This window comes from Pseudodesulfovibrio thermohalotolerans (genome assembly GCF_021353295.2).
GTDB classification, from domain to species: Bacteria; Desulfobacterota; Desulfovibrionia; order Desulfovibrionales; family Desulfovibrionaceae; genus Pseudodesulfovibrio; species Pseudodesulfovibrio thermohalotolerans.
Genome location: NZ_CP120635.1, coordinates 117,901 through 141,384, shown reverse-complemented (window position 1 = coordinate 141,384; position 23,484 = coordinate 117,901). Strand labels below are relative to the sequence as shown.

The following is a 23,484-nucleotide window of genomic DNA, read 5'->3' as shown; positions in this document are numbered from 1 at the left end:
CCGGGGGAAGGGGTTTTCCTTCCCTTCCCCCGGCCGCTAAAGGCTCTGCTACAACACCTGCTCGATAGCCAGCCCGAGACCGCTGTTCTCCATGGCCAGGGCGTCGCCGAGCACGCAGATGCGGCCCTTTTCCGCCACGACGCGCACGGCTTCCGCGAGTTGGCGGAAGTCTTTTTCCGTGGTGGCCAGGGCCTGTTCGCGGACGGTTTGCAGGTACTCGTCATCCTGGCCGGTCAGATAACGTCCGAGGGCGGTGAAGCCCTTGGCGTCGGGCAGTTGATAGGCGTCGATTTCGCCGATTGCGCCGATGATGGACTTTTCCAGTTCGTCGGCGTCGATATGCACGGTTTCAAGGTAACCGGCCAGGTTGTCGAAAGCCTTGACCGTGTCGGCGACGTTGGGGTCGCGGTAGGAAACAAAGGCCAACGCCCCGGCGAGACGGTCCATGATGCAGAATGCGCCGTAGGCTCCGCCCTGGACCCGGACCTTTTCCCAAAGATAGCCGGTGCGGATGAGCTTGTTGACGACCTGCGCCGCTCCGGTAAGTTCGATGCCGCTCCCTTCGAGGCCGCATCCCTTGCCCACGTAGTTGACCTGGGCGGGGATGGCGAGGCCTTCGCGGGCCGGAAGATCGGGAAGCGCGCGCTCGGCGCGGACCGGGCCGTCACCGGGCAGGGCCTCTAAGACGGCCGCCGCCTCGGGCTCGGCCAGGGCGAAGAGATCAGCGTCCATGGTAGCGTTGACGATCGCTGTATCGCGGTTGAGAAGCAGGCGGCGGAACCGTTCCAGGTCCTTGGCCACCTTGCGGAAATCCTCTTCGACGCGCTTCTCCAAATCGCGAAGGAACAGCAGGTTGGTCAGGCCGGTCATGGCCTCGTCCATGGCGTGGGCCGCGTGGGTTCCGGCGCGCAGGCGGGTGGCCACGACCATGTGGCCGGACGGCACGAGCCGCTGCTCGGCCCTGGCACGGGCCTCGGCCACGATGCGGGAGATGCGCTCCTTGTTGTCGAGCTGCGCCGAGGTCAGGATTTCGGCGACGATTTCGCAGGTGGGCGCGATGCGGTCGCCCGTGGCCTTGGTGCGCAGGAAAAGCCATGCCGAGGCTTCAGCCGAATCACGCACGGGCGAGGCGAAGGGCTGGGCCCAGATGCCGCCGGAGGTCCGGGCGATGCGCTGAGAGAGGTCCACATAGTCGCGCTTGGCCGTTCCGGACTCGGTCAGGGCTCGGCCGAAGACACCCGCGTAGGGCAGCAGATCGTCGGGAATGACGGACAGATCGAAGCCGAAGTCGAGGTAGGCGATGCCGTTGGTCGGCAGGCCGTGGAAGAGCAGCTTGCGGCCCTTGAGCTCGCGAACCTCGGACGGAATGGGCCGGTTTTCGGCGGGCAAATCGGCCACGGAAAGGCGGGGAATGGTCCTGAGAGCCTCGGGCGAATCGGGCGCGGCCTGGAGCCGCTTGAGCTCGGCGGCCTCGGCCATGACCGCCTGGACCTGCTCCGGGGTCATGGCGTCCTTGGCCGCCTTGAGCCGGTCGGATTCGGCCTTGGCCTGGGACCGGGCGAGCTTGTGGTCCGGTTCCAGAAGCACGGTGGTCCGATGCGGATTGTGCAGGAACAGCCGGGCCAGCAGCTCTTCGAATATCTTGTCGCCGTTGGCAATCCACGTCTTGATGTTTTCAAGCGGCTTCTCGAAGGGCAGCAGGGCCAGGGGATCGCCCTCGCCCTCCCCATCGTCGTAAAGCCAGGTGGAAAGGGCCTGGAACATGAGGGACAGGCCGCGCGGGTACGAGCCGGTGTTGTTCTCGCGCAGGGAGAATTCCACGGAGTTGACGGCGGCCTCTATGTCGCGCGCGTCGATGCCGTTCTCCACCAGTTCCTTGATGGTGTGGAAGATGATGGACTCCACCTTGATGGCGTTGGACGGATGCATCCCCTTGAGACCCACGGAGAAGAACATCTGGCGCATGTCGGCCTCAAGCCCCACGCCCGCGAGGTCGTCGCCCAGGCCCGAATCGGTCAGGGCTTTTTTGAGGGGCGAGCTGGGAAGCCCGATGAGGATGTGCTCAAGGATGTGCAAAGCCAGGTTCAGGTTGGCGTCCGCAGTCTCGGCCAGCAGCCAGTTCACCGTGAACATGCCCTTGGCCAGCCTGTCCGAAGCCGGGTACCCCTTGCGCACCGCCCGGGCCTCGGTGAACCGCTCCTGCAGGGGGATGCGGGTGGAGGCCACGTCGATGGGGTCGTATTCCGAGAAAACCTTGTCCAAAATCTCAAGCCGCTTTTCCGGGTCGTCGTCGCCGTAGAAGAAGGCGTAGGCGTTGGACGGATGATAGTGGTCGCGGTGGAAGGCCATGAACCGCTCGAAGGTCAGGTCCGGGATGACCGCCGGATCACCGCCCGAATCCAGGCCGTAGGTGGTGTCCGGGAAAAGGGATTGCTGGGAATGCTCATAGAGCTGGGAGTCGGGCGAGGAATACGCGCCCTTCATCTCGTTGAAGACCACGCCCCTGTAGGTCATGTCCCGCTCGGACGACTCCAGCTCGTAGTGCCATCCCTCCTGCTTGAGGGTGTTCTCGGTCAACCGGGGGTGGAAGACCGCGTCGAGATAGACGTCGATAAGGTTGTAGAAGTCCTGCACGTTGGCCGAGGCCACGGGATAGCAGGTCTTGTCCGGGAAGGTCAGGGCGTTCAGGAAGGTCTGGAGCGAGCCCTTGAGCAGCTCGACGAACGGCTCCTTCACCGGGTACCTGTCCGAGCCGCAGAGCACCGAATGCTCCAGGATGTGAGCCACGCCCGTGGAATCCTCGGGCGGCGTGCGGAACGAAATGCCGAAGACCTTGTTCTCGTCGTCGTTCATCATGGACAGGACGCGCGCCCCGGTCTTGTCGTGGCGGTAGACCACGGCCGTGCTGGCCAGCTCCGCGATTTCCATTTCCCGTATCTTGGTGAAGCCGAAAGTCATATGCGCTCTCTTTTCCTTTTTTTATCGTTCATGCGCAGGACGTCCGAACCGGACGGCCCCGCGGGAAGCCCCGGTATACACTACCGCGCCCCGGCGGGCAAAGCGGAGAAAAAGGCAAAAAAATCTTGACGCCGGGCCCGGTCGAATTTAGTTTATTGAAAACGGTAATCATTCCTACAACAATAACGACACCCAAAAAACAAGAGGAATCCCGATATGAGCAATGAATTTGATACCGCCGACACCATGCCTGATTTCGCCAAAGTGGGCCAGCCCGTGCCCGAGTTCAAGATGGAGGCCTTCGATCCGACCGAGGGCGGCTTCACCGAGGTGGACCTCGGCGCCCTGCGCAAGGAAGGCAAATGGACCATCCTGTTTTTCTATCCGGCGGACTTCACCTTTGTCTGCCCCACCGAACTCGCCGACCTGGCCTCGCGCCACGAGGACCTGAAAAAGCTCGGCGCGGAGGTGGTCTCCGTGTCCACGGACACCAAATTCTCGCACATGGCCTGGAGGGCCGACGAACGGATGCTGGAGAACGTCAAATTCAAGATGGCTGCCGATCCCACCGGCGAGGTCTCCCGCTTCTTCGACGTCTGGGACTATGAGACCGGACTGGCCCTGCGCGGCACCTTCGTCATCAACCCCGAGGGCGTGCTCGTCTCCTCCGAGATCAATTTCTACAACGTGGGCCGCAACGCCGACGAGCTGGTCCGCAAGGTTGAGGCCAACACCTACCTCATCGACCACCCCGCCGAGGTTTGCCCGGCCAAGTGGACCCCCGGCGGCAAGACCCTGACCCCCAACGACGAAATGGTCGGCAAGGTCTACGAAGCCCTTATCGACATCGACTAAACGGCAGCGATCCCACACTCTCGCTTCGCCTGTTGCATGAAACGCCCCCGCCGGATGGTCCGACGGGGGCGTATTTTTTCATGCGCGGAAGAACCTGTTCCCGGTCTCACTCCCCTATTTGCTGATCCACAGCGCGGTCTCCTGCAACTGGCGCAAGAGATTGACGCACACGGAGCTGGGGAAAAGATGCTCCATCCGGGTCTGGCTGCCCACGCCGCGTCGGCCCACGGCAACGGCCGCATACCGCCCCGCCCCGGCCTCCTTGAGGATGGCCTTGACCGGATTACGCCCGGTGACCATCTTGATCTCGATGCGCTCGTCCGGCACGCCGTGCTCGGCCAGGATGGCCAGGGCCTCGTCGAAAATGCGCGCGGCCCCGGCGTCGCCGTATCCCTTCTGGGCCACATGAAAAAGCGTGAAGGAGTGGCGCGGCTCGTCGGCAAGCATGTACCCCGCGTGATCGGCCATGCGCAGGGAGGCGTCCGAGCCGTCCAGGCAAAGGAGAATATTGCTGCGCGATTTTTGGGACGGCCGCTTGCAGACCCAGATGGGAAAATCGATGTCTTGCCAGAGAAGCTCGTGGCACACGGAGTTTTCGAACACCTCCTCGAACCAGGTGAATCCCTTGCGGCCGAGAACGAGGGCGTCGTACAGCCCTTCGCGGGCCTCGGCCACGAGTTCGCAGGCCGTGCCCTTCCGTGAATGGACAACCTTGGTGCGCACGTTGGACCCGTCGCACCCGGCGATGTCCGTGATCCACCGCTCGGCGTCCTGCAACGCCTTCTTGCCCTTGCCCTTTTTGTGAGCCACGATCTCGTCCACGGCCGCCTCGGAAGGAGGCATCCCGGCGTCCAGCCGGTCCCACAGCGCCGAACGCGGGGCCGCATAGAACAAGGTCAGCTTGAGATCGCAAAACGAAGTGAAAACGTCCTTGATAAACCGAAGGTTGTAGGAGGCGGCGCGGTCGTCGCCGATGGCGAGGAGCAATTCTTTCTGCACGGGAAACTCCTTTGGCGAATGGATTCCTGTCCAAGCCATAACGCGCCCGCGCGGGAAAAGACAAGGCCTGGGCACTTGTTCTTTAAAACGGGTGCTGATACATCCTCAAGGATAATGCGCACCCATGACAGCCTTCGGGCCGGATTGCTCCCGGCCTTCATCCTCCTGACCGCCCTCCTCATGGCCGGCGACGCCCTTGCCCAGAGCCTCAGCCTGGTGGCCCCGACCCTGGCCAACGTGCACGGGCGGCTCACCGCGCTCTTCGGCATCGTGGTCGAGGAAAAGCCGATCCTCAAAGGGGAGCTGGAGGAAGGAGCCGTCCTGGTCCTCAAGTGCGAGGTCAACCTGCTGGAACCGAGCGACTACTGGCTGGACAGAAAGATTTCCGAAGTCCATTTCAAGAGCCGGTTGAGTTTCGACCCGCTGACCAGGGAATTCGTCATGACCCTGCCCGCCAGGGACACCCCCCTGCGCAACCGGGACCTGGGCAAGCTGCTGGACGACGGATGGGGAACCATCCAGGCATCCCTGGGGTCCTGGGCATTGCTGGACAAAGGGAAAAAATACTCGCTACGCCTGCATACCTCCATGAACGAGGAAGGAGCCCCCGAGGGGTTCATGCGCTTCATCTATTTCTGGTCCTGGGACGCCGGGGCCGACAACGCCTTCCAGCTGGACTTCACCTTCTAGGAGGGCCGACCCGTGACGCCCGACCCGATCCGCATCAGTTCCACAAGCCGCAGGGACCAGAGGCGGCACCGGCGCGAGTACATCATCGCCCTGGTCTTCATCGTGCTCATCGCCGGGCTGACCTGGGCCGAGCTCAAGTACCTGAGCGGCGACTACTATCTCATTCTCAACCTGCTCATCCTGAACGTGGTCTTCCTGCTGGCCATGCTCTTCTATGTGGCCCGCAACGCGGTGCGGCTGATCCTTGAACGCAGGCGCAGAGTGCTGGGCTCCAAGCTGCGCACGCGGCTGGTGCTCGCCTTCATCTCCCTCTCGCTCATCCCCACCGCGCTCATCTATCTGGTCTCGGTGAAGTTCGTACAGACCTCCGTGGATTACTGGTTCAAGGGCCAAGTGGAAGAATCCATGGAACAGGCCCTGGAACTCGGACGGGCCTTTTACGGCTCGGCCCAGGACCGCCTCGAACGGCGCGGCGCGGTCATGATCAAGGACATCATCGACTCCCAGTTCGCCTGGGGCGGCAAGGCCATGGACCGCTACCTGAGCCGGAAGTTCGACGAATACGACCTGAGTCTGGTGGGCGTCATCACCCCCGAGGGCAACGAACAGAACACCCACGCCACATCCCAATGGAGCCAGGCCTGGCCCGAGATCAAGGAGAAGATCGACTGGCAGTCCCTGCGCGCCGACCCTCGCTCCTGGACGACCATCATCCCCAAGCCGGGCTCCGACCTGGTCCTGGGCGTGACCCCGGTCGACGAGGGCAGGACCGGCTATCTGGTCGTCGGCGAAACCGTTGGCCAGGGACTGCTGCACCGCCTCGACCAGATCGTGCGCGGCCTCGACGAATACAAGAAGCTCAAGACCCGCAAATACCCGTGGAAGATGAACCTCTATCTGACACTCGGGGTCATGGCCCTGCTCATCATCCTCGGGGCCATCTGGTTCGGGTTCCGGCTGGCCAAGGAACTTTCCGCCCCGGTCCAGGCCCTGGCCGCGGGCACGGAGCGCATCGGGCGGGGCGACCTGTCCGTGCGCCTGGAGGACCGCTCGGACGACGAACTCGGCTTCCTGGTCCAGTCCTTCAACCGCATGGCCGAAGACCTGGAGCAGAGCCAGAACTCCGTACAGCAGGCCAACGAGCGGCTGGCCCAGCAGAACCAGGAGCTGGAGCGGCGCGGCCAGTACATCGAGGCCGTGCTCAACAACATCACTTCCGGCGTCATCTCCATGGACGCCGAAGGCCGCATCGGCACGGTGAACACCGCGGCCGAGGACATTCTCGGCATCCCCGGCGAATATCTCATCGGCAAGGTCCCGTTCCGCCTCCTGTCCGGCGACTTCTCCAACATGGTCGAAGAGGCCCTGACCCAACTGTCCAACAAGCCCGGCGGGGTCTGGCAGCGCCAGCTCGACCTGCCCGTGCGGGGCAAGCTCATCAAGGTCCTGGTCAGCGTGGTCTCGCTCAAAAACGTGGGCGGACGCGACGCGGGCCACGTTGCCGTGTTCGAGGACATCACCGAGCTTGAAAAGATTCAGCGGCTCGCCGCCTGGCGCGAGGTGGCCCGGCGCATCGCCCACGAGATCAAGAACCCGCTCACGCCCATCAAGCTGTCGGCCCAACGGCTGCAACGCAAATACGGCAAACGCATCGGCGAGGGAACCTTCGACGAATGCACCGGCCTGATCGTCAACCAGGTGGAGCGGCTCCAGAACATGGTCACCGAGTTCTCGGCCTACGCCCAATTGCCCGAAGTCCAGCCCCGGCCCGACCAGCTCGCCCCGCTCCTGGAGGAAGTCACGGCCATGTTCGCCAACACCCACCGCAAGATACGGTGGGATCTGTCCTTCTCCACGCCCATCGACGAATTTCCCTTTGACCGCGAAGGCATCCGCAAGGTGCTCATCAACCTGTTCACCAACGCGGCGGAGGCCCTGAAGGACACCCGGGGCGCGGAAGTCCAGATCACCGCCACCCACGACAAGGACGCGGGCACCGTGACCATCTCCGTGGCCGACAACGGCCCGGGGCTGCCCAAGGATTCCTCGCGCATGTTCGAGCCGTACTACACCGAGAAAAAGGGCGGCACCGGCCTGGGACTGACCATCGTCCGGTCCATCATCTCGGACCACGGCGGCATGGTCCGCGCCGCCTCCAACCACCCCAAAGGCACGGTCTTCATCATCGAGCTGCACGACGCCTGATCCCTTTTCCCCGCCCGGCCGGTCTCACCGCCCGAGGCGCTGGCAGGATCATCCGGGACGATGTTGTTCAGCCAATCAAGGTATGGTAATGAAGTACCCGAAGGCCCGCATAATGCGCGCCCTTCGGAAACCGACAAGGATCACCCGTGCGTTTCATCCTTGCTGCCTTTTGCTGCATACTGCTCCTGACGTCGCGCCCGGCCGAGGCGGGCAAGCCTCTCGTGGCGGTGGTCAACAGCTACCACGCCGGATACCTCTGGGTTGAAGGACACAACGACGCCCTTCAGGACAGGCTCGCGGAAACGGCCCGGCTCGCCTTCTTCTATCTCGACACGAAAAGGACGCCGCCCGAAACGCACCAGGCCGCCGCGGAACAGGTCTGGCGAAAAATCCTCTCCGATCCACCGGACGTTCTGGTCCTGGCCGACGACAACGCGGTCAAACTTCTGGGGCGGCGGGCCATGGACAAAGGCATTCCCCTGGTCTTCCTGGGCGTAAACCAAAACCCGAGGGAATACCTCGGCGGGCTCGAAGCGGTCACAGGCGTCCTGGAACGCCCGCTGTACAAGCGCTCGCTCATGTTCCTCAGGGAAATCCTGGGGCCGTCCCTCAAACAAAGTCTGCTCCTCTTCGATTCCGGCCAGACCGCGAGGGTCATCCTGGACTCGGTCTTCAAGGACAGGACCTCGCTGCACGTCGGGGACACGGTGGCGGACGTCAAGCTCCTCTGCACATTCACGCAGTGGCGGGATGCGGTCCTGCGGTCCAAGGAACGGGGGTACGACATCATCCTGATGGGGCTCTACCACAACCTGACCGACGACGACGGCAACTACGTCCCGAGCGAGGAGGTCATGGCCTGGACATCAGCCCACACGCCGCTGCCGATCTTCGGGTACTGGGATTTCGCCGTGGGCCGGGGCAAAACCGTGGGCGGACTGGTCAATTCCGCGAGGCCGCAGGGCGAAGCGGCGGCCGACCTGGTCCTGCAGATACTCGCGGGCGCGAAACCGAGCAGCCTCTATCCCGTGACCCCCACGGCCGGACAGTTCATATTCAGCCGCCACGAATTGCGACGATGGGGCATCAAGCTGCCGGAAAGCCTCATGGAAACCGACACGCCGATCCTGCTCGTGGATTGAGCCCGGCCGCTCCGACGCCTCCAACTCCCTAATATTCTTTTAGTGTCTGGCAAAAACAGCCGACACGTGCTAACCTGCTCTGCGGATAGGTCCGACTAACGGCAATTGCCATCAAAGCGAGGAACACGTGCGCGCTATCATCGCCGGGGGAACCGGCTTCATCGGCAGGGAACTGGTCCGCGAACTGCGAGAGCACGGCTGGGAAATTCTCATCCTGTCGCGCAATCCGGGCAAGGTCGCCTCCGTATTCGAAAACGGCGGCGTCATTGGTATGCCCTGGGACAACGGGGGCTGGACCGACGTGCTCGGCCCGGACACGGCCGTCGTCAATCTGGCTGGGGAGAACATCGCCGCCGGACGCTGGACCGCCAAACGCAAGCGGCGCATCCTCGAAAGCAGACTCAAGGCCGGTGAACGCATCAATCAGGCCGTGGAACAGGCGAACGCCGCGCCCGGCGTGCTCATCCAGGCCTCGGCCGTGGGCTATTACGGACCGCGCGGCTCCACGCCCGTGAACGAATACACCGAGCCCGGCACCGGCTTCCTGGCCGACGTGGCCCGCCAATGGGAGGCGTCCACGGCGGGCCTTGAGCAAAAAGGCACCCGCCGCTGCGTCATCCGCACCGGCATGGTGCTCGGCCACGGCGGCGCGCTGCCGAAAATGCTCCCGTCCTTCCGGCGCTACCTCGGCGGCCATCCGGGCACAGGCCTCCAAGGTGTCTCCTGGATACATCTCCGCGACGAGGTCCGGGCCATCCGCTTCCTGATGGAAAACCCCGACGCGAGCGGCCCCTACAATCTCTGCGCCCCGGTGCCGGTCAACTTCCGCAAGTTCGCCCACATTCTCGGCACCGTCCTCAACAAGCCGTACAAAACCCCAGTCCCCGCCTTTGCCCTGCGGCTCCTCTTCGGCGAAATGGCCGACGAACTGCTGCTCTCCGGCCAGTTCGTCCTCCCCGAGCGGCTGACCCAGGCGGGATTCGAATTCGAGTTCCCGGAGCTTGAGGACGCCCTGCGCAACGTGCTTCGCTAGTTTTTCCCGCCCAAAACACAAAAAGGCCCCGGTCCGGCGAGAATGCCGGACCGGGGCCTTTCATAAGCGGTCTTCTACAGGCTTATCAGCTCGTACTCGCGGGAGCCCAGGCCGAGTTCCTCGGCATAGGCCAGGCCGAAGTCCTCGGGCACATGCTGATGAATGGCCAGGAACTTGTTCTGTCCGGGTGTGACGCCAAAAGGCAGTTGGCTCGGGTAGAGCGGCGGGGCCTCGCTGACCAGGTCCATGGAGGCCTGATCCACGGCCACGGGGTCGAAGCTGACCAGCACGCCGATATCCGGACAGATGGGAGCGTCGGTGAAGCCCACGCAATCGCAGTCCGGCACCACATCCATGACGAAATTGACATGCAGGCACGGGGTGCGCTTGGTGGCAAACACGCCCTTGCAATACTCCATCATCCGCTCCAGGAAGTCCTGGACGCCCACCTTCCAGTCCACGGCGAGTCCGCCATGGCGGCAGGCCACGAAACAGCCGCCGCAACCCACGCACTTTTCCGGGTCCAGGGCCACCTTGCCCGTGACCTCGTCCATGTAGAGCGCGCCGGTCTTGCAGGCGCGAAGGCACGCCTCGCAGGCCTGACAGTTGTCGGGATTGATGATCGGGCCGGTGGAGAAATGCTGCTGCATCTTGCCCTTCTTGGAGGCCGCGCCCATGCCGATGTTCTTGAGCGCGCCGCCGTATCCGGCCAGCTCATGCCCCTTGAAGTGATTGACCGAAACCAGGAAATCGGCCTCGGCAATGGCTCCGGCGATGTAGACCTCGTCCAGATGCCTGCCCTTGACGGGCACGGCGGTCTCGAACTCGCCGCGCAGGCCGTCGGCGATGACCACGGGCGCGCCGAGCACCAGCGGGTCCCAACCGTGCCGGGCCGCGCACATGGAGTGCGACACGGCCTCGCCGCGCTGGCCCACGTACAGGGTCGAGGCGTCGGTCAAAAACGGCTTGCCCCCGGCCTCGGCGATGAAATCCAGGATCGGCTTGACCCACAGGGGACGCAGGAAGCCGGTCACGCCCTCCTCGCCGAAATGCAGCTTGACGGCGGCCAGATCGCCCTCGCCGATCATCTTGTCGGCCTTGGCGGCCTTGAGCACGCTGCGCATCCTCTTGCCGAACGGGGCCTTGGACGAGGCCCGCAAATTCCAGAAATAGACCTTTGAAGCCATGGAAAGACATCCTTGTTGCAGGTTCAACAACATGCACTCTAGCACGCGGGTACGGCTGTTTGGAAGACCGAATCAGATCAGATAAGCCCAGACCGCTTCAGCTCGCTCATGAGCGCGGCGACATCCGAGGCCACGAAGTCCGGCTCAAGGTGAGCGAATCCTTCGGCGCCGATGCGGCCGGTGGTCACGCCCGCGGCCATGGCCCCGGCCCGCTTGCCGGTTTCGACGTCCATGGGGTGGTCGCCCACCATGAGCGCCCGCCCGGGCTCCACGCCGATGCGCTCCAGGGCTTGCAGCAGGTGCGCCGGGTCCGGCTTGAGCCGGTCCGCGCTCTCCCTGGGGATGAAGACCTGCAAGTGTTCCTCAATGTCAGGAAAGACCTTCCTGATGGCCGCTGAAATATTACGGGAAATGACGCCCGGAGCCACGCCGCGCGCCTTGAGGTCGTCGAGCACAGGCCGGGTGAACTCGTACAGGCAGCCGTCACGGGCCGCGTCCAGCTCCATGGCCGCGATGACCAGCCGCCCGCGCGACAGGAACTCCATGCCCTCGTCGCGGTCGCGTTCCATGACCTGCGCCGAAAGCCGATCCAGCCACTCCAGGGCGGGCGTGCCGTCCGGCACCGGGCGCTCGTCCATGAACACCTCGCCCAGGGCCGCGATCTTGGTCTTCATGAAGTCGAAGTCCAGCGGCACGTCGGCCAGCGTTCCATCGAAGTCGAATATGATGGCGTCGAGTCTGCGCAAACGGATTGCCTCCCTTGTGTCCCGCCCCTTGCTCAACTTTTCCGATCCGCTCCGCGCACGGCGAAGCGATATCCGGGGCCGGTGTTCCGGGTATGAAAGACTATTTTGCCAGTTCGCGCAACAGGGTCAGGTTGCGGACGTCGTCCTGAAGGTCCTCCGCCTTGGGGGTCTCCAGGGTCTTGGGAACGTCCGCGAAACGCGGGTCGCGCATGAGATTGCGAAACCCCTCCACGCCGATCTCGCCCTGGCCGATGTGCTCGTGCCGGTCCTTGCGGGAGCCGAGCCCGTTCTTGGAGTCGTTCAGGTGGAAGAATTTGAGACGGTCCAGGCCGATGACGCGGTCAAAGGCGTCGAAGGTGGCCGCATATGTCTCCGGGGTCCGAATGTCGTACCCGGCGGCAAAGGTATGGCAGGTGTCGTAACAGACCCCGATCCGGTCCGGATGGGCAGAGGCCTCGATGACGGCCGCCAGCTCCTCGAAGGTGGACCCGAGGTTGGTGCCCTGCCCGGCCGTTGTCTCCAACAGGACCAGGCCCTTTTTCGTACCGGAAAGCTCGATGGCCCGGTCCAGGTTGGCCGCGTAACGACGTACCCCGACCTCGACGCCCGCGCCCAGATGGGAACCCGGATGGGTCACGAGGAACGGAACAGCCAGGATTTCGATACGCTTGAGTTCCTCGGCAAAGGCCAGGACCGAACGATTGAGCTGGTCCTCCTTGTCCGAGGCGAGATTGATGAGATAGGAGTCGTGGGCCGCAATGGGATAGTCGCCCCAACGCGACCAGGCCGCCGCGAACAGTTTCGCGTCGTACTCGGTCAGCGCGGGAATCTTCCACTGCCGCTGGTTGCGGGTGAATATCTGCAGGGCCGTGCCCTCCACCCGCATGATCCGCTCGAAGGCCATGTGCAGGCCCCCGGCGATGGACATATGCGCGCCCAGAAACATGGAACGGAAGGCTCCCCTATTCGATCCAGCCGCCCAGGGCCTCGACGATCTTCTGCGCCTGAGCCTGGGAGGAGATGTTGAACTTGGACTTGGGACGGTAGGTGCCGTCGACCTTCTGGTAGCGGCGGATGGTATACTTGTCCGGACCGTATTCGCCCTTGGCCCGGTTGAGTTCCTGGTAGCGGAACACGATGGTGGTCCAGGCGCCCTTGGAGAGGATGACCTTGTCCAGCTCCTTGACGATGAGCTGGTTGTCCTCGGAATAATTGATGGTGATTTCGTCCACGGTGGCTGCCATGATGCACTCCTGATATATGATTTCCGCTGCTTTTCGGCGGCTGGCGCTACCCATACCTATGTAGTTGAGGGATGGCAACCCCCGCATTCCGGGCGTTCCCGAATGCCGTTCAGGGCGGGCAAGCCGCGCGGTTCCTACAGAAAAAGCAGGAGCGACAGGGCCATGACGGCCATCCCGCCCACCAGGCCGTAGATGGAATGATGGTGCTCGCCGAACTCCTCGGCGGCGGGAAGAAGCTCATCCAGGGAGATAAAGACCATGATCCCGGCCACGCCCGCGAACAGCACGCCGAACACCACGGGGGTGAAAAACGGCAACAGGACCAAATAGCCGATAAGCGCGCCCACGGGTTCGGACAAGCCGGACAGGAAGGAATAGAAAAACGCCTTCCGGCGGTCGCCGGTGGCGTAATACAGCGGAATGGAAACCGCGATGCCCTCGGGAATGTTGTGGATGGCGATGGCCACGGCGATGGCCAGGCCAAGCGCGGGATCGGTCAGGGCCGCCGTGAAGGTGGCGAGCCCCTCGGGGAAGTTGTGGATGGCGATGGCCACGGCCGCGAACACGCCCGTACGCTTCAGCCGGTCGAAGTCGTGCGCCTCGTTCCGGGGCAGATTCTCCAGCCCCTCCTCCATCTCCTCGATGGAGTGCATCTCGTGGGGGTTCTCGTAACTCGGCACGAAGTTGTCGATAAGCGCGATGAACGCGATGCCCCCGAAAAAGGACAGGGCCGTCACCCAGGCCGCGCTCACGTCGCCCAGCTCCGTGGCCAGGGCGTCCCGCGCCTTGACCAGAATCTCCACGAAGGAAACGTAGATCATGACCCCGGCGGAGAACCCCAGGGCCAGAGAGAGGAACTTGGTGTTGGTCCGGCGGGCGAAAAAGGCGATGGCCGAGCCGATGCCCGTGGACAATCCGGCGAACAGCGTCAGCCCGAAGGCGTAGACAATGGTTTGCGTATCCATGACGGGTACATATAATAGAACGGGAGGCATTGTCACCCGCCGGGTTTAAGGGTATCTCATACCGAACCTCTGCCCGAGCGAGCAACAAGACCGAAAAAAATGCCCAACCGTCCAGCCCATCGCCACGCCCCGCGTACCGCGTCGGAACAGTTCCGAAGAACCTCCTTCGGACGGATCGCCCTGCTTTGCCTTTTCCTCTGCCTTCTGCTCCAGCCCGCGGGACCGGCGCTGGCCGAACGCCCCTGCCTGACCGTGGGCGTGGAGCGCATCGACTATCCGCCGTACGGCTCCTTCCGACAGGGCGGCTACGAAGGCTTCGCCCGAGACCTCCTGGACTCTTTCGGCATCGAGCACGGCTACACCATGGTCTACGTGGCCCTGCCCGTTAAGCGGCTCTACCAGGAATTTCTGGACACCCGCACGCTGGACCTGAAATTCCCGGACTGCGAGGAGTGGAACAGGTCCAAACGCAAGGGAATCAAGATTTTCTATTCCGTCCCGGTCTGCGAATACACCGACGGCATTCTCGTAAAGCCCGAGAACCTGGGCAAGGGCATGGAGGCCATCAAGACCCTGGGGGTCATCGCCGGGCTCAAGCCGTGGCTGCTCGTCCCGCCCGTGGACAAGGACGCCATGAAGGTCTCGGAAAACGTCTCCGTGTCAGGCCTGCTGGGCAAGGGAATCAGAGACCGGGTGGACGGCGTCTACACCAACCTCATGGTGGCGAGCCATCTGCTCGAAGAGAGGGGGTACAAGGACAAGCTGGTCTTCGACCCCGACCTGCCGCACGCTACGGGGCACTATCACCTGTCCACCATCGACCACCCCCTGATCCTCAGGGAGTTCGACGAATTCATGAAGACCCGCACCGAGCTGGTGGATTCCATCCGCCGGAAGCACGGCATCGACCGCTGACCGGGCCGCCTAGCCCTTCCCGACGGTGTCGGCCTTGAGCTGGCCGCAGGCCGCCTTGATGTCCGCGCCCATGGAGCGGCGGATGAAGGCGGTCAGGCCGTGGCCCCACAGCCGCTTCTCGAACGCCTCGACCCTTTCCCGATCCGGCGCGCCGTAGGGCATCCCTTCGGTGGCGTTGTAGGCAATGAGGTTGATCTTCCCCTTCTTGCGGTCGATGAGCTTCGCCAACTGGTCCGCGTGCTCCATGGAGTCGTTGACGTCCTTGAGCAGCAGATATTCGAAGGTGATCCGCTCGCGCGGCCGCATGGGATAGGCTTCGAGCGCGGCCATGAGGTCGTCGAGATGGACCTTGGCCGCCTTGGGCATGATCCGGGCGCGCAGCTCCTGGGTGGGGGCGTGCAGGGAGATGGCGGGCAGGGCTATTTCCAGATCGCCCAGAATCTTGAGCTTGTCGGGAAAGCCCACGGTGGAAACCATGGACCGCCGCCAGGACAGGGACAGCCCACGCTCGCACGGCAGGTCGGTCAGAACCCTGATGAGGGTGTCCAGGTTGAGCAGGGGCTCGCCCATGCCCATGAACACGAGATTTTTGAGAGGGTTCATCCCCTGGTCCTCAAGGTACTGGCGGCCCACCAGGATCTGACCCATGATCTCGCCGTAGGTCAGGTTGCGCTCGAAGCCGAGCTGCCCGGTGTTGCAGAAGGTGCAGGCCATGGCGCAGCCCACCTGCGTGGACAGACACTGGGAGTAGCGGTCCTGCATGGGGATGAGCACGGTCTCAATGAGCTTGCCGTCGCCGAGCCTGAGCAGAAATTTGATGGTCCCGTCGCTGCTCTCGGCCACCCTGGCTATCTCGGGCCAGGCAATGACCGCCAAAGAGGCGAGCTTCTCGCGGAGAGGCTTGGACAGGTTGGTCATGGCTTCCACGTCGCGCACGCGTTTCTGCCACAGCCACTGCCATATCTGTTCCGCCCGGTAGCGCGGCTCCTTCAGGTCCTCAGCCACAAAGGCCTCAAGATCGTTCTTGTTCAGCTCTATAAGATTGTGCATGGCCGTTCCTTGCAGGAGATCGGCAAGCGGTGTCAAGAGCGGCGTGGCCCGATGCCGACCAGCTTCCGTTTGCCAAGGTTCCCCTCTTGAGCTATATTATTACTAGGCGTTGACATGTCAAAATCTGGAGGGACACAATAAATGCGCTGTAAATTCAAATCATTAGTCTGTTTGACGGTAGTTCTTTGCTTGCTCACCTTGAACGTTGCCTCGGCCAGAGCGGGACTCGTCTCCACCGAGGCATCCATGTCGGCCACCCACAACGTGGAAAATCGAGCTTTCGTCAAGGCGCAGTTGCAGCGTGACGACGTGCGGCGCATCCTGGAGAACAAGGGATTGACCGTTGCCGAGGTCGAACAGCGCGTTGACGCCCTGTCCGACGCCGAGATCAACCGCATCGTGGAACAGGTGGGCGACATGCCCGCAGGCGGCGGATTCTTCGGCGTTCTGATCGGCGCGGCGGTCCTGGTCTTCATCATCCTGCTCATCACCGACATGACCGGGGCCACGGACGTCTTCCCATTCGTGAAAAAGGCGAACTAGCCCGTCCCCATGCCTGACCAGATTTCGGGCGGCGGCCAAAAGGCCGCCGCCTGTCTCGCATTGCTGCTCCTTGCCCTGGCAGCGGGATGCAGCCTCTACGGAGGCGTCATGCCTCCCTCGCCCTCTGGCGACCCCCTGAACCGCGTCCACGGCGTGCCCTTCTATGCCCAGGAGGAATACCAGTGCGGCCCTGCCGCCCTGGCCATGGCCATGACCTGGAGCGGCCTGCCCGTACTTCCCGACGAGCTGACTTCCCAGGTCTACACACCGTCGCGCAAGGGCAGCATCCAGCCCGACATGATTACCGCCGCCCGACGCCGCGGACGCATGGCCTACGTCATCCATGGCGCGGACAGCCTTTCCGCCGAAATCGCCGAAGGCGTCCCGGTGGTCGTGCTGCAGAATCTCGGCCTTTCCTGGTATCCGGTCTGGCACTACGCCGTGGTCGTGGGCCTGGACCGGGAAACCGGCGAGGTAATCCTCAACTCCGGGCCGACGCGGATGAAACGCACCCCCTGGAGGGTCTTCGAGAACACCTGGGGGCCGGACTTCTGGGGGCTGCTCGTTCTGCCGCCTTCCCGCCTGCCCACCGTGGCCGAGGAAAAGCCGTGGCTCGAAGGGGCCGTGGGCCTGGAGCGGGCCGGACAGCCCGCCGCCGCAAGGGAAGCCTATGCCTCGGCCGCGATCCGCTGGCCGAACAGCCACGACGCCTGGATCGGACTGGGCAACACCCGCTACGCCGGAGGTGACGCCAAGGGCTCGGCCGAAGCCTTTCGCCGGGCCGCCGAAGCCAGGCCCGACAGCGGCATCGCCTTCAACAACCTGGCCTTTGTCCTCAACGAACTCGGCCGCCGCGACGAGGCTCTCAAAGCCGCGCGCAAGGCCGTCTCCCTGGGCGGGCCGCAGATCGAGACCTTCCGTCGGACCCTGTCCGACATCGAACGCGCGGCTCCCTGATCGAGCCCCTCCGCCGTCCTTCCTCCTGTCAACTATCCATAAAATCTATAGCTCCAATTCTTTACACACATAGAAAGAATTGGTTCAAGTCGTAGTATTCCTCTATGTTTCATGTCGAAATTGGGGGGCTTTTTTTGTTTACATTACGCAAGGAGGAGGTATGACCAACTTTTTTGCCTCGCGGAAAGGCATCATTTCCGTCGGGCTCGTAATCGGCGCTCTTGCCGCGCTGCTGCAATACCTGGGCAACCCGGGGAACATGGGCATCTGCGTGGCCTGCTTTGAGCGCGACATCGCCGGAGCCGTGGGGCTGCACAGGGCGGGCGTGGTCCAGTACATGCGTCCGGAAATCATCGGCTTCGTGCTCGGCTCTCTGGGCGCGGCCCTTGTGGGCAAAGACTTCCGGCCCAGGGCCGGTTCCGCGCCCATCGTCCGCTTCATCCTCGGTGTGTTCGCCATGATCGGAGCCCTGGTCTTCCTGGGCTGCCCGTGGCGCGCCATCCTGCGGCTGGCGGGCGGCGATCTGAACGCGCTTCTCGGTCTGGCCGGGCTCATTGTCGGCATCGGCATCGGCACTCTGTTCTTCCGTCAGGGATACAACCTGGGCCGCAGCCAAAAGACCTACGCCTCCGTGGGGCTGATAATGCCCCTCGTCATGGCCGGTTTTCTTGTCCTGATGTTCCTCTACCCGCAGGTTTCCGGTGAGCCCAAATCCGGGGTTCTCTTCTACAGCCTCAAGGGTCCCGGGGCCATGCACGCGCCCCTGATCATCTCTCTGGCAGTCGGCCTGCTGGTGGGCATACTGGCTCAGCGCAGCCGGTTCTGCACCATGGGCGCCTTCCGCGATCTGATCCTCTTCAAACAGGTTCACCTGCTCTTGGGCGTCGTGGCCCTGCTCGCGGCGGCCTTCGCGGTCAACCTGGTCCTCGGCCAGTTCCACATGGGCTTTGCGGGCCAGCCCGTGGCCCACACCCAGGGATTGTGGAACTTCATGGGCATGGTCCTCGCGGGCCTGTGCTTCGCCCTTGCCGGCGGCTGCCCCGGCAGACAACTGTTCATGGCGGGTGAGGGCGACGGCGACGCCGCCGTGTTCGTGCTCGGCATGATCGTGGGCGCCGGTTTCGCCCACAACTTCGGTCTGGCCAGCTCGCCCAAGGGCGTGGGCCCGCACGGCATCGCCGCCGTGTTCATCGGCCTGGCCGTCTGCCTGTTCATCGGTTTCACCATGCGCAAAAAAGCTGCATAGGGGGATATCATGAGTGAAATAGTCGACGCACGGGGCCTCTCCTGCCCCCAGCCGGTACTGGATACCTTGGCCAAGATAGCGGCCATGGGCTCCGGCGAACTCGAAGTCCTGGTGGACACCGAGGCTTCCAAGGAAAACGTGGCCCGCGCCGCTCAGGGCAAGGGCTGGAAGGTTGAATCCATCACCGAGGACGGCGGCGAATACCGCCTCAAACTGCTCGGGAGCTAGATTTGGCCCTGACCGATCTGTTCAGGAAAAAGAGTTCCGGTCCGCGCCGCCAATCGCGCGCGGACCGGGGCCTGCTCGTTTTCGAGCACACCAGCGAAGTCATCCGGGCCGAAAAGCTGCTCAAGGAGTCGGGCCGGGAAATCCGCGTCATGGGTCCGCCCCCGGAGATTCAGAAGGGGTGCGACCTGGTGGTGGAGTTCCCGCTCATGGAGAAGCTCGACATCCTGCGCACCCTGGCCGAGGCCGGGACCGAACCGCTGGAGACCGTGCCCGTGACCGGGCCGCTGCTCGCCCCTGTGGACCTGTTCCAGATCAAGGATTTCGGCGACCACCTCATGGTTCGCGCCGCCAACATGAAACTTACCGTGGAGAAATCCACCCGAACCATCGTCAACGTGTCCGGCGGCGGCTGCCCCGACGTGCCGTACATCGCGGCCCGACTCATCGGCCGCACCCTGGACAATGCCCCGGCCCCCAGGGAGATCGGCCACACCCTTTGCGGCTACGCCCTGGAGCTGGCACACGCGGAGATGCTGCGCCTATGCTCATAATAGTCGGCACAGTGCCTGATCCGGCCGTACCCGTGCTGGACGCGTCCGCCATCCTGGCCGACGGCTCGCTCTCGGTGGGCGACCGCGCCCTGCCGCCCGACCGGGGCACGCCCGCACTGCTGGCCGCCGCGGCCTCGGCCTGCGCCTTCCTCGGCATTGAGCCGCCCCACGCCATGCTGGTGGGGGACGAAGGACTCGGCCGGGGAAGCCGGGAGCTCTACCGCCACCTGACCGAGGTCCTGCCCTCGCGGACCTGCACCACCCTGGCCTTTCACTATCTCCAGCCCGACGTGGACTGGCACAACAAGGTGCTCATGGCCGCCCAGGCCATGGCCGGGCCGCCCGCCCTCGTGGCCGACGCCGGATTCATGTACGCGGCCAAGATGAGCGGCATGGCCGGTGAATACGCCCTGTTCACCCCGGACGCCGGGGAATTGGCATTTCTCGCGGACGAGACGGCTCCGCACCCGTTCTACACGCGCGGCTTCATCCTTCAAGACGAGAATCGCGCACCCGAGCTGATCCGGCGCGCCTACGAACACGACAACGCGGCGACCTGCCTGCTGGTCAAGGGAAGCACGGACCGGATCGCGGACCGCACCGGCGTCCTGGCGGAAATCACCGGCCCGTCCGTAGAGGCCATGGAGGCCATGGGCGGCACGGGCGACACGGTCACGGGCATGGCCTGCGCCCTGATGGAATACGGTCTGCCCGCGCCCAAGGCCGCGCAGATGGCGGCCCAGGCCAATCGGTACGCGGGCGAAGCGGCCCGCCCCACTCCGGCCTCCCAGATCGGGGAGCTGGTCCCGCACATCCCGAACGCTCTCAAGCGCGTCATGGAGGAACTCCCGTGACCCGCCGCATAACCCCGGACATGACCCTTCTGGACGTGGTCCAGCATCATCCTTCCACTGATGCGGTCTTTCACTCCCGCGACGAACAGGCGGGCGAATGCCTTCTCTGCCAGGCCCTGTTCGACACCGTGGCCAAAGCCGCGGCCCGCTACGGGCTGGACCTCGACGCCCTGCTCCGCGACCTGGAAACGGCCGCCGAAAAGGACACATAATCCAGCGGGGCCGAACCGGATCATTTTCCGACAGTTCCCATATTTCCGGGCCGGAGGCATACAGCCCCCGGCCCGTCATTTTTATAGCACATCGCGATCGGGAATCGCCCGCCGCGCCTATACCCTGTTGCCCGGCACGTAGTCGCCGGGGTACAGCAACTCGAAGCCCTGGTTCACCTTTTTGACGAAGGAGGTGTCACGCTTGGCAGGGTCCTTGTAGCGCGGGTCCTGCATCATCTCGCGCAGCCGCTCGATGCTCAGATCCTCGCCCCAGCCTCGGGCCGAACCGCGCAGGCCGCTCTCCAGGACCAAAGGCGCGATCTTGGCGAAAGCGCTGATGACCGCCGCCCGATTGCCCGCGCCCGTGGCGTCCAAAGCGGCCAGCAACTCCTCGCCGCCCACGGCCTCGGCCGCGCGCAGGGCAGAATCGAGCAGGGAAGGAGTGTCCCCCCGGTGCACGTTGCGCAGGGACTGCAACTCGGATTCGCGCAGTTTGGCCGCCTCGGCCTCCATGGCGTGGTGGGTGTCCAGAACCAGGGGCAGAAACCATTGGTACAGCCCGGTCACCTGCCCGGGGGTCAGCCCCAGCTCGAAGGCCTTCTCCCGCAGGCCGCCGACAAGGTCCTTGCGCAGCTCGAAGCCGTCGGGCAGCTCCATGTCCGGCAGTTCGTAGCCGTCCGGCTTGTCCGGCCTGCCCAACGCCCCGTAGAAGGCGGCCCGGTCCTCGGGGGAATCCTCTTCGCCGGGCACGCGCACGTACCCTTCCGGGGTCTTGCCGAGCATACGCTGGGCATGGACCAGAGCCTTAACGGCCTCGTCCTTGGTGGCGTATTTGGCGAGTGCCGGGTGGTCGCGCAGAGGGATATCCGTCTCGACCCCGTCCTCGCCCATCTGGTGGACGGTCCATTCCTCGGGCAGGGTCATCTGCCATTTCTTCACGTTCTTTTCGATCATCGGTTGTTCTCCTTCTCGATGAAGTTTTCGGGTTCAAGCATGTGCTTCATGTGCAGGACCAACGACCTGCGGCCTTCGTTGAATTCGGTCCGTCCCCGGTCCGTGGAATAGGTGGGCCGCATGAAGCAGCCGCGCCGCTCCAGATCGGTCATGACCACGCGCCCGTCGGCGGAATCGAAAAGCCGCCTGTAGGCCCGGTGCAGCTCAAGCGGGCTGACCTCAGGCATGGGGGACCTCCTGCTCCACGGGACCGGACTCGGCCCCGGATTCGGCTGTAGGCGGAACCCCTGCACCGGCCGAGCCCGTGAGCAGGGACCACACCCCGGTCAGGATGCTGGGATGGTCCATGCGAACCTCGGACAGCGTCTTGGCGATGGCCGCGACATCGGCCACGGTGGCCGCGAGCCGGGCCGAACTCGCGGCCTGGCCTTTCTGCGCCCGCCCCTCGGTCACGCGCTCCTCGGACTTGAGGTAGTCGGAAGGGGTGTTGAACAACTCGGCGACGTGCCGGGCCACCCGGTCCGTGTCGAAGTTGTCCATGATGCCGAAGGCGTCCTGTCCGCCCACGAGCGGGGCGAGGTATTCCATGACCTGGGAAAGGCCCTGGGCCTCGTACTGCTTCTGGGCACGGGTTACGGGCGAGGTGTAGCGGACTTCAAGATCGTTCGGGGACAGCCCCTCGGGGAAAGGCGGCAGAGCCCCGGCGCGCAACATGACGCGGAAGACCCGCCGGATCAGCGGACTGAGGAACTCGGTTTGAAGCCTGCCCAGCACCGGGCCGAGCACGCGCATCTTCTCCGCCTGGCGGATAACGGCCTCAGTGGCCGTGACCGCCGGGCCTTCCGGGGCTATCTGATCCGACAGGAATATGCGGCGGATGGACTCCCGGCGGCCGTTCATCATCTCCTCGGCGGCCCGCAGGTCCACGTTCACGGGCAGCGCCTCGATGCGGTCCGTGGACCCGGCCCGGTAATAGGACAGCCCGCCCGGCCCCGAACGCACCGGACCGAGAAAGCCGTCGTCCGGAACCATGAGCGGCGGATCAGACATCTTTTCCGCGGCCATGAGCGCGGTCCGGGCCATGGCGTTGAGAACCCTGGTGTCGGACAAGGCCGTCTGTCCCGGTCCCCGGCCGTAGGTCTCGCCGGCGGCCTTGGCCCAACGCGGGACCATGTACGGCATCTCCAGATAACCGCTCTCCTCCAGCACATGACTGCCCTTCACCTCCAAATACACGCTGGCATAGGGGAAATGGGCCGAGCCGAATCCTGCCGGATCGCGGTCCATCCTCGGGAAGACCGCGTGCAGGATCTCCACGGGCTCCTCGGGCCGGTCCTCGCCCTTGCGCAGCGTCTCGTCCGAGCAGGCCGCGCCCCATTCCTGGACCGCCTGCCGGGCCGTAAGCTCGTAGCGGCGGTACACGGTATCCACCTGGCCGCGCGCCGACTCGGCCACGAAGACCTCGCCGAGCGGCCTGGACGAAAAACGGACCACGGTTGTCGGGTCCGCCTCCACGTACATCACCGCCGTGCCGAGCAGGGCCACATCCAGATACAGCTCATGCACGTGCGCCTGGAATCCGGTGTCCTCGCTGTTGAACAAGGCCACCATCCGTTCACGGGACTCCTGCATGAAGGCACGGACCTCGTCCGCATCGCCCGTTTCCCGGTCCTTCACCGAGATGTCGAACCAGGGCAGCGAAGGGTTGGTCAGCAGCCCGCCCAGGGACGAGGCCAGCAGCTCAAGGGCGTGCATGGGCGTGGAATCGAAGATGCGCTCGTCCCCCGCCCGCCCCTGCCACGCCGCGCCCGACCCGGACGGGACAAAGCTGTTCTTGCGGGGCAGCATGTATTCCGACAGTTCCTGCCAAGCACCGGTCCACGGACGGCGGGCCTCCTCCAGGCCGGAGAAGCGTTTCAGCAGGGAACGGGCCAGTTCTGTTCTGTCCAT

General features: G+C 64.2%; 24 protein-coding genes. 13 read left to right on the top strand and 11 right to left on the bottom strand.

The window, feature by feature from the left end; genetic code table 11:
* Positions 1–48 precede the first annotated feature (48 nt).
* Positions 49–2,958: an insulinase family protein gene (locus LF599_RS00720; protein ID WP_279521896.1), complete on the bottom strand. Its 2,910-nt coding sequence runs from the start codon at positions 2,956–2,958 to the stop codon at positions 49–51.
* A 216-nt stretch (positions 2,959–3,174) separates the two neighbouring features.
* Between LF599_RS00720 and LF599_RS00715 the strand changes: the two genes are divergently transcribed.
* Positions 3,175–3,813, top strand: a complete 639-nt coding sequence (locus tag LF599_RS00715) for a peroxiredoxin (RefSeq protein ID WP_269940759.1) — start codon at positions 3,175–3,177, stop codon at positions 3,811–3,813.
* Positions 3,814–3,927: 114 nt separating this feature from the next.
* On the opposite strand, the gene LF599_RS00710 is transcribed toward LF599_RS00715, so the two are convergent.
* The gene (locus LF599_RS00710) at positions 3,928–4,812 is read right to left on the bottom strand and encodes a universal stress protein (RefSeq protein WP_279521895.1); all 885 of its coding nucleotides are present in this window, start codon (positions 4,810–4,812) and stop codon (positions 3,928–3,930) included.
* Between the two features lie 114 nt (positions 4,813–4,926).
* On the opposite strand from LF599_RS00710, the gene LF599_RS00705 reads away from it, so the two are divergent.
* The 4 genes from LF599_RS00705 to LF599_RS00690 all read left to right on the top strand — a co-directional run bounded on the left by LF599_RS00705 (position 4,927) and on the right by LF599_RS00690 (position 9,882).
* Entirely contained in the window at positions 4,927–5,502 is a 576-nt protein-coding gene (locus LF599_RS00705) for a DUF4390 domain-containing protein (RefSeq protein WP_279521894.1), read from the top strand.
* A gap of 12 nt (positions 5,503–5,514) precedes the next feature.
* Complete coding sequence (locus LF599_RS00700) at positions 5,515–7,707, top strand: sensor histidine kinase (protein ID WP_279521893.1); 2,193 nt, start codon at positions 5,515–5,517, stop codon at positions 7,705–7,707.
* 146 nt (positions 7,708–7,853) lie between these two features.
* Positions 7,854–8,849 carry an ABC transporter substrate-binding protein gene (locus tag LF599_RS00695; RefSeq protein WP_279521892.1) on the top strand — a complete coding sequence of 332 codons (996 nt, stop codon included), beginning with the start codon at positions 7,854–7,856 and terminating at the stop codon, positions 8,847–8,849.
* Between the two features lie 127 nt (positions 8,850–8,976).
* Positions 8,977–9,882, top strand: a complete 906-nt coding sequence (locus tag LF599_RS00690; RefSeq protein ID WP_279521891.1) for a TIGR01777 family oxidoreductase — start codon at positions 8,977–8,979, stop codon at positions 9,880–9,882.
* Positions 9,883–9,956: 74 nt separating this feature from the next.
* On the opposite strand, the gene LF599_RS00685 is transcribed toward LF599_RS00690, so the two are convergent.
* The 5 genes from LF599_RS00685 to zupT all read right to left on the bottom strand — a co-directional run bounded on the left by LF599_RS00685 (position 9,957) and on the right by zupT (position 14,024).
* Entirely contained in the window at positions 9,957–11,069 is a 1,113-nt protein-coding gene (locus LF599_RS00685; protein ID WP_279521890.1) for a DUF362 domain-containing protein, read from the bottom strand.
* A gap of 77 nt (positions 11,070–11,146) precedes the next feature.
* Entirely contained in the window at positions 11,147–11,815 is a 669-nt protein-coding gene (locus tag LF599_RS00680; RefSeq protein WP_279521889.1) for an HAD family hydrolase, read from the bottom strand.
* A gap of 100 nt (positions 11,816–11,915) precedes the next feature.
* A complete protein-coding gene (locus tag LF599_RS00675) occupies positions 11,916–12,761 on the bottom strand; it encodes a deoxyribonuclease IV (RefSeq protein WP_269940752.1) in 846 nt (281 codons plus the stop codon).
* A gap of 16 nt (positions 12,762–12,777) precedes the next feature.
* Positions 12,778–13,059, bottom strand: coding sequence for a hypothetical protein (locus tag LF599_RS00670; protein WP_269940751.1), 282 nt, complete (start codon positions 13,057–13,059; stop codon positions 12,778–12,780).
* A 134-nt stretch (positions 13,060–13,193) separates the two neighbouring features.
* Complete coding sequence (gene zupT / locus LF599_RS00665) at positions 13,194–14,024, bottom strand: zinc transporter ZupT (RefSeq protein ID WP_279521888.1); 831 nt, start codon at positions 14,022–14,024, stop codon at positions 13,194–13,196.
* A gap of 99 nt (positions 14,025–14,123) precedes the next feature.
* Here zupT and LF599_RS00660 point away from each other — a divergent pair, with 99 nt between their 5' ends.
* Positions 14,124–14,939 (top strand): hypothetical protein, encoded by an 816-nt coding sequence (locus LF599_RS00660; RefSeq protein WP_279521887.1) that lies wholly within the window; start codon positions 14,124–14,126, stop codon positions 14,937–14,939.
* 9 nt (positions 14,940–14,948) lie between these two features.
* Here the strand turns inward: LF599_RS00660 and rlmN are convergent, their stop codons facing one another.
* Positions 14,949–15,989, bottom strand: coding sequence for a 23S rRNA (adenine(2503)-C(2))-methyltransferase RlmN (rlmN, locus tag LF599_RS00655; RefSeq protein WP_279521886.1), 1,041 nt, complete (start codon positions 15,987–15,989; stop codon positions 14,949–14,951).
* Positions 15,990–16,130: 141 nt separating this feature from the next.
* On the opposite strand from rlmN, the gene LF599_RS00650 reads away from it, so the two are divergent.
* The 7 genes from LF599_RS00650 to LF599_RS00620 all read left to right on the top strand — a co-directional run bounded on the left by LF599_RS00650 (position 16,131) and on the right by LF599_RS00620 (position 20,580).
* The gene (locus LF599_RS00650; RefSeq protein ID WP_269940748.1) at positions 16,131–16,532 is read left to right on the top strand and encodes a PA2779 family protein; all 402 of its coding nucleotides are present in this window, start codon (positions 16,131–16,133) and stop codon (positions 16,530–16,532) included.
* Between the two features lie 9 nt (positions 16,533–16,541).
* On the top strand, positions 16,542–17,489 hold the full coding sequence (locus LF599_RS00645; RefSeq protein WP_279521885.1) for a PA2778 family cysteine peptidase: 948 nt from the start codon (positions 16,542–16,544) through the stop codon (positions 17,487–17,489).
* A gap of 160 nt (positions 17,490–17,649) precedes the next feature.
* Positions 17,650–18,735 (top strand): YedE family putative selenium transporter, encoded by a 1,086-nt coding sequence (gene yedE / locus LF599_RS00640; protein ID WP_279521884.1) that lies wholly within the window; start codon positions 17,650–17,652, stop codon positions 18,733–18,735.
* A gap of 9 nt (positions 18,736–18,744) precedes the next feature.
* Positions 18,745–18,963 (top strand): sulfurtransferase TusA family protein, encoded by a 219-nt coding sequence (locus LF599_RS00635; RefSeq protein WP_269940746.1) that lies wholly within the window; start codon positions 18,745–18,747, stop codon positions 18,961–18,963.
* 2 nt (positions 18,964–18,965) lie between these two features.
* Positions 18,966–19,514 (top strand): DUF3343 domain-containing protein, encoded by a 549-nt coding sequence (locus LF599_RS00630; RefSeq protein WP_279521883.1) that lies wholly within the window; start codon positions 18,966–18,968, stop codon positions 19,512–19,514.
* Entirely contained in the window at positions 19,505–20,368 is an 864-nt protein-coding gene (locus LF599_RS00625) for an NAD(P)H-hydrate dehydratase (RefSeq protein ID WP_269940744.1), read from the top strand. Before LF599_RS00630 ends, LF599_RS00625 begins: the two co-directional genes overlap by 10 nt.
* Entirely contained in the window at positions 20,365–20,580 is a 216-nt protein-coding gene (locus LF599_RS00620; RefSeq protein ID WP_269940743.1) for a hypothetical protein, read from the top strand. The genes LF599_RS00625 and LF599_RS00620 overlap by 4 nt, the downstream gene beginning before the upstream one ends.
* Positions 20,581–20,697: 117 nt before the next feature.
* On the opposite strand, the gene LF599_RS00615 is transcribed toward LF599_RS00620, so the two are convergent.
* The 3 genes from LF599_RS00615 to LF599_RS00605 are packed head-to-tail and all read right to left on the bottom strand — an operon-like array spanning position 20,698 to position 23,484.
* Positions 20,698–21,534: a hypothetical protein gene (locus LF599_RS00615; RefSeq protein ID WP_279521882.1), complete on the bottom strand. Its 837-nt coding sequence runs from the start codon at positions 21,532–21,534 to the stop codon at positions 20,698–20,700.
* Positions 21,531–21,761 (bottom strand): Bbp19 family protein, encoded by a 231-nt coding sequence (locus tag LF599_RS00610; RefSeq protein ID WP_269940740.1) that lies wholly within the window; start codon positions 21,759–21,761, stop codon positions 21,531–21,533. The genes LF599_RS00615 and LF599_RS00610 overlap by 4 nt, the downstream gene beginning before the upstream one ends.
* The gene (locus LF599_RS00605; protein WP_279521881.1) at positions 21,754–23,484 is read right to left on the bottom strand and encodes a portal protein; all 1,731 of its coding nucleotides are present in this window, start codon (positions 23,482–23,484) and stop codon (positions 21,754–21,756) included. Before LF599_RS00605 ends, LF599_RS00610 begins: the two co-directional genes overlap by 8 nt.

Excerpts from the sequence above, each read along its gene's own strand:
- LF599_RS00635 (WP_269940746.1), top strand. The coding sequence starts at position 18,745 with ATGAGTGAAATAGTCGACGCACGGGGCCTCTCCTGCCCCCAGCCGGTA.
- LF599_RS00645 (WP_279521885.1), top strand. The coding sequence starts at position 16,542 with ATGCCTGACCAGATTTCGGGCGGCGGCCAAAAGGCCGCCGCCTGTCTC.
- zupT (WP_279521888.1), bottom strand. The coding sequence starts at position 14,024 with ATGGATACGCAAACCATTGTCTACGCCTTCGGGCTGACGCTGTTCGCC.
- LF599_RS00610 (WP_269940740.1), bottom strand. The coding sequence starts at position 21,761 with ATGCCTGAGGTCAGCCCGCTTGAGCTGCACCGGGCCTACAGGCGGCTT.
- yedE (WP_279521884.1), top strand. The coding sequence starts at position 17,650 with ATGACCAACTTTTTTGCCTCGCGGAAAGGCATCATTTCCGTCGGGCTC.
- rlmN (WP_279521886.1), bottom strand. The coding sequence starts at position 15,989 with ATGCACAATCTTATAGAGCTGAACAAGAACGATCTTGAGGCCTTTGTG.
- LF599_RS00660 (WP_279521887.1), top strand. The coding sequence starts at position 14,124 with ATGCCCAACCGTCCAGCCCATCGCCACGCCCCGCGTACCGCGTCGGAA.
- LF599_RS00625 (WP_269940744.1), top strand. The coding sequence starts at position 19,505 with ATGCTCATAATAGTCGGCACAGTGCCTGATCCGGCCGTACCCGTGCTG.
- LF599_RS00670 (WP_269940751.1), bottom strand. The coding sequence starts at position 13,059 with ATGGCAGCCACCGTGGACGAAATCACCATCAATTATTCCGAGGACAAC.
- LF599_RS00650 (WP_269940748.1), top strand. The coding sequence starts at position 16,131 with ATGCGCTGTAAATTCAAATCATTAGTCTGTTTGACGGTAGTTCTTTGC.
- LF599_RS00720 (WP_279521896.1), bottom strand. The coding sequence starts at position 2,958 with ATGACTTTCGGCTTCACCAAGATACGGGAAATGGAAATCGCGGAGCTG.
- LF599_RS00675 (WP_269940752.1), bottom strand. The coding sequence starts at position 12,761 with ATGTTTCTGGGCGCGCATATGTCCATCGCCGGGGGCCTGCACATGGCC.
- LF599_RS00615 (WP_279521882.1), bottom strand. The coding sequence starts at position 21,534 with ATGATCGAAAAGAACGTGAAGAAATGGCAGATGACCCTGCCCGAGGAA.
- LF599_RS00705 (WP_279521894.1), top strand. The coding sequence starts at position 4,927 with ATGCGCACCCATGACAGCCTTCGGGCCGGATTGCTCCCGGCCTTCATC.
- LF599_RS00605 (WP_279521881.1), bottom strand. The coding sequence starts at position 23,484 with ATGGACAGAACAGAACTGGCCCGTTCCCTGCTGAAACGCTTCTCCGGC.
- LF599_RS00715 (WP_269940759.1), top strand. The coding sequence starts at position 3,175 with ATGAGCAATGAATTTGATACCGCCGACACCATGCCTGATTTCGCCAAA.
- LF599_RS00685 (WP_279521890.1), bottom strand. The coding sequence starts at position 11,069 with ATGGCTTCAAAGGTCTATTTCTGGAATTTGCGGGCCTCGTCCAAGGCC.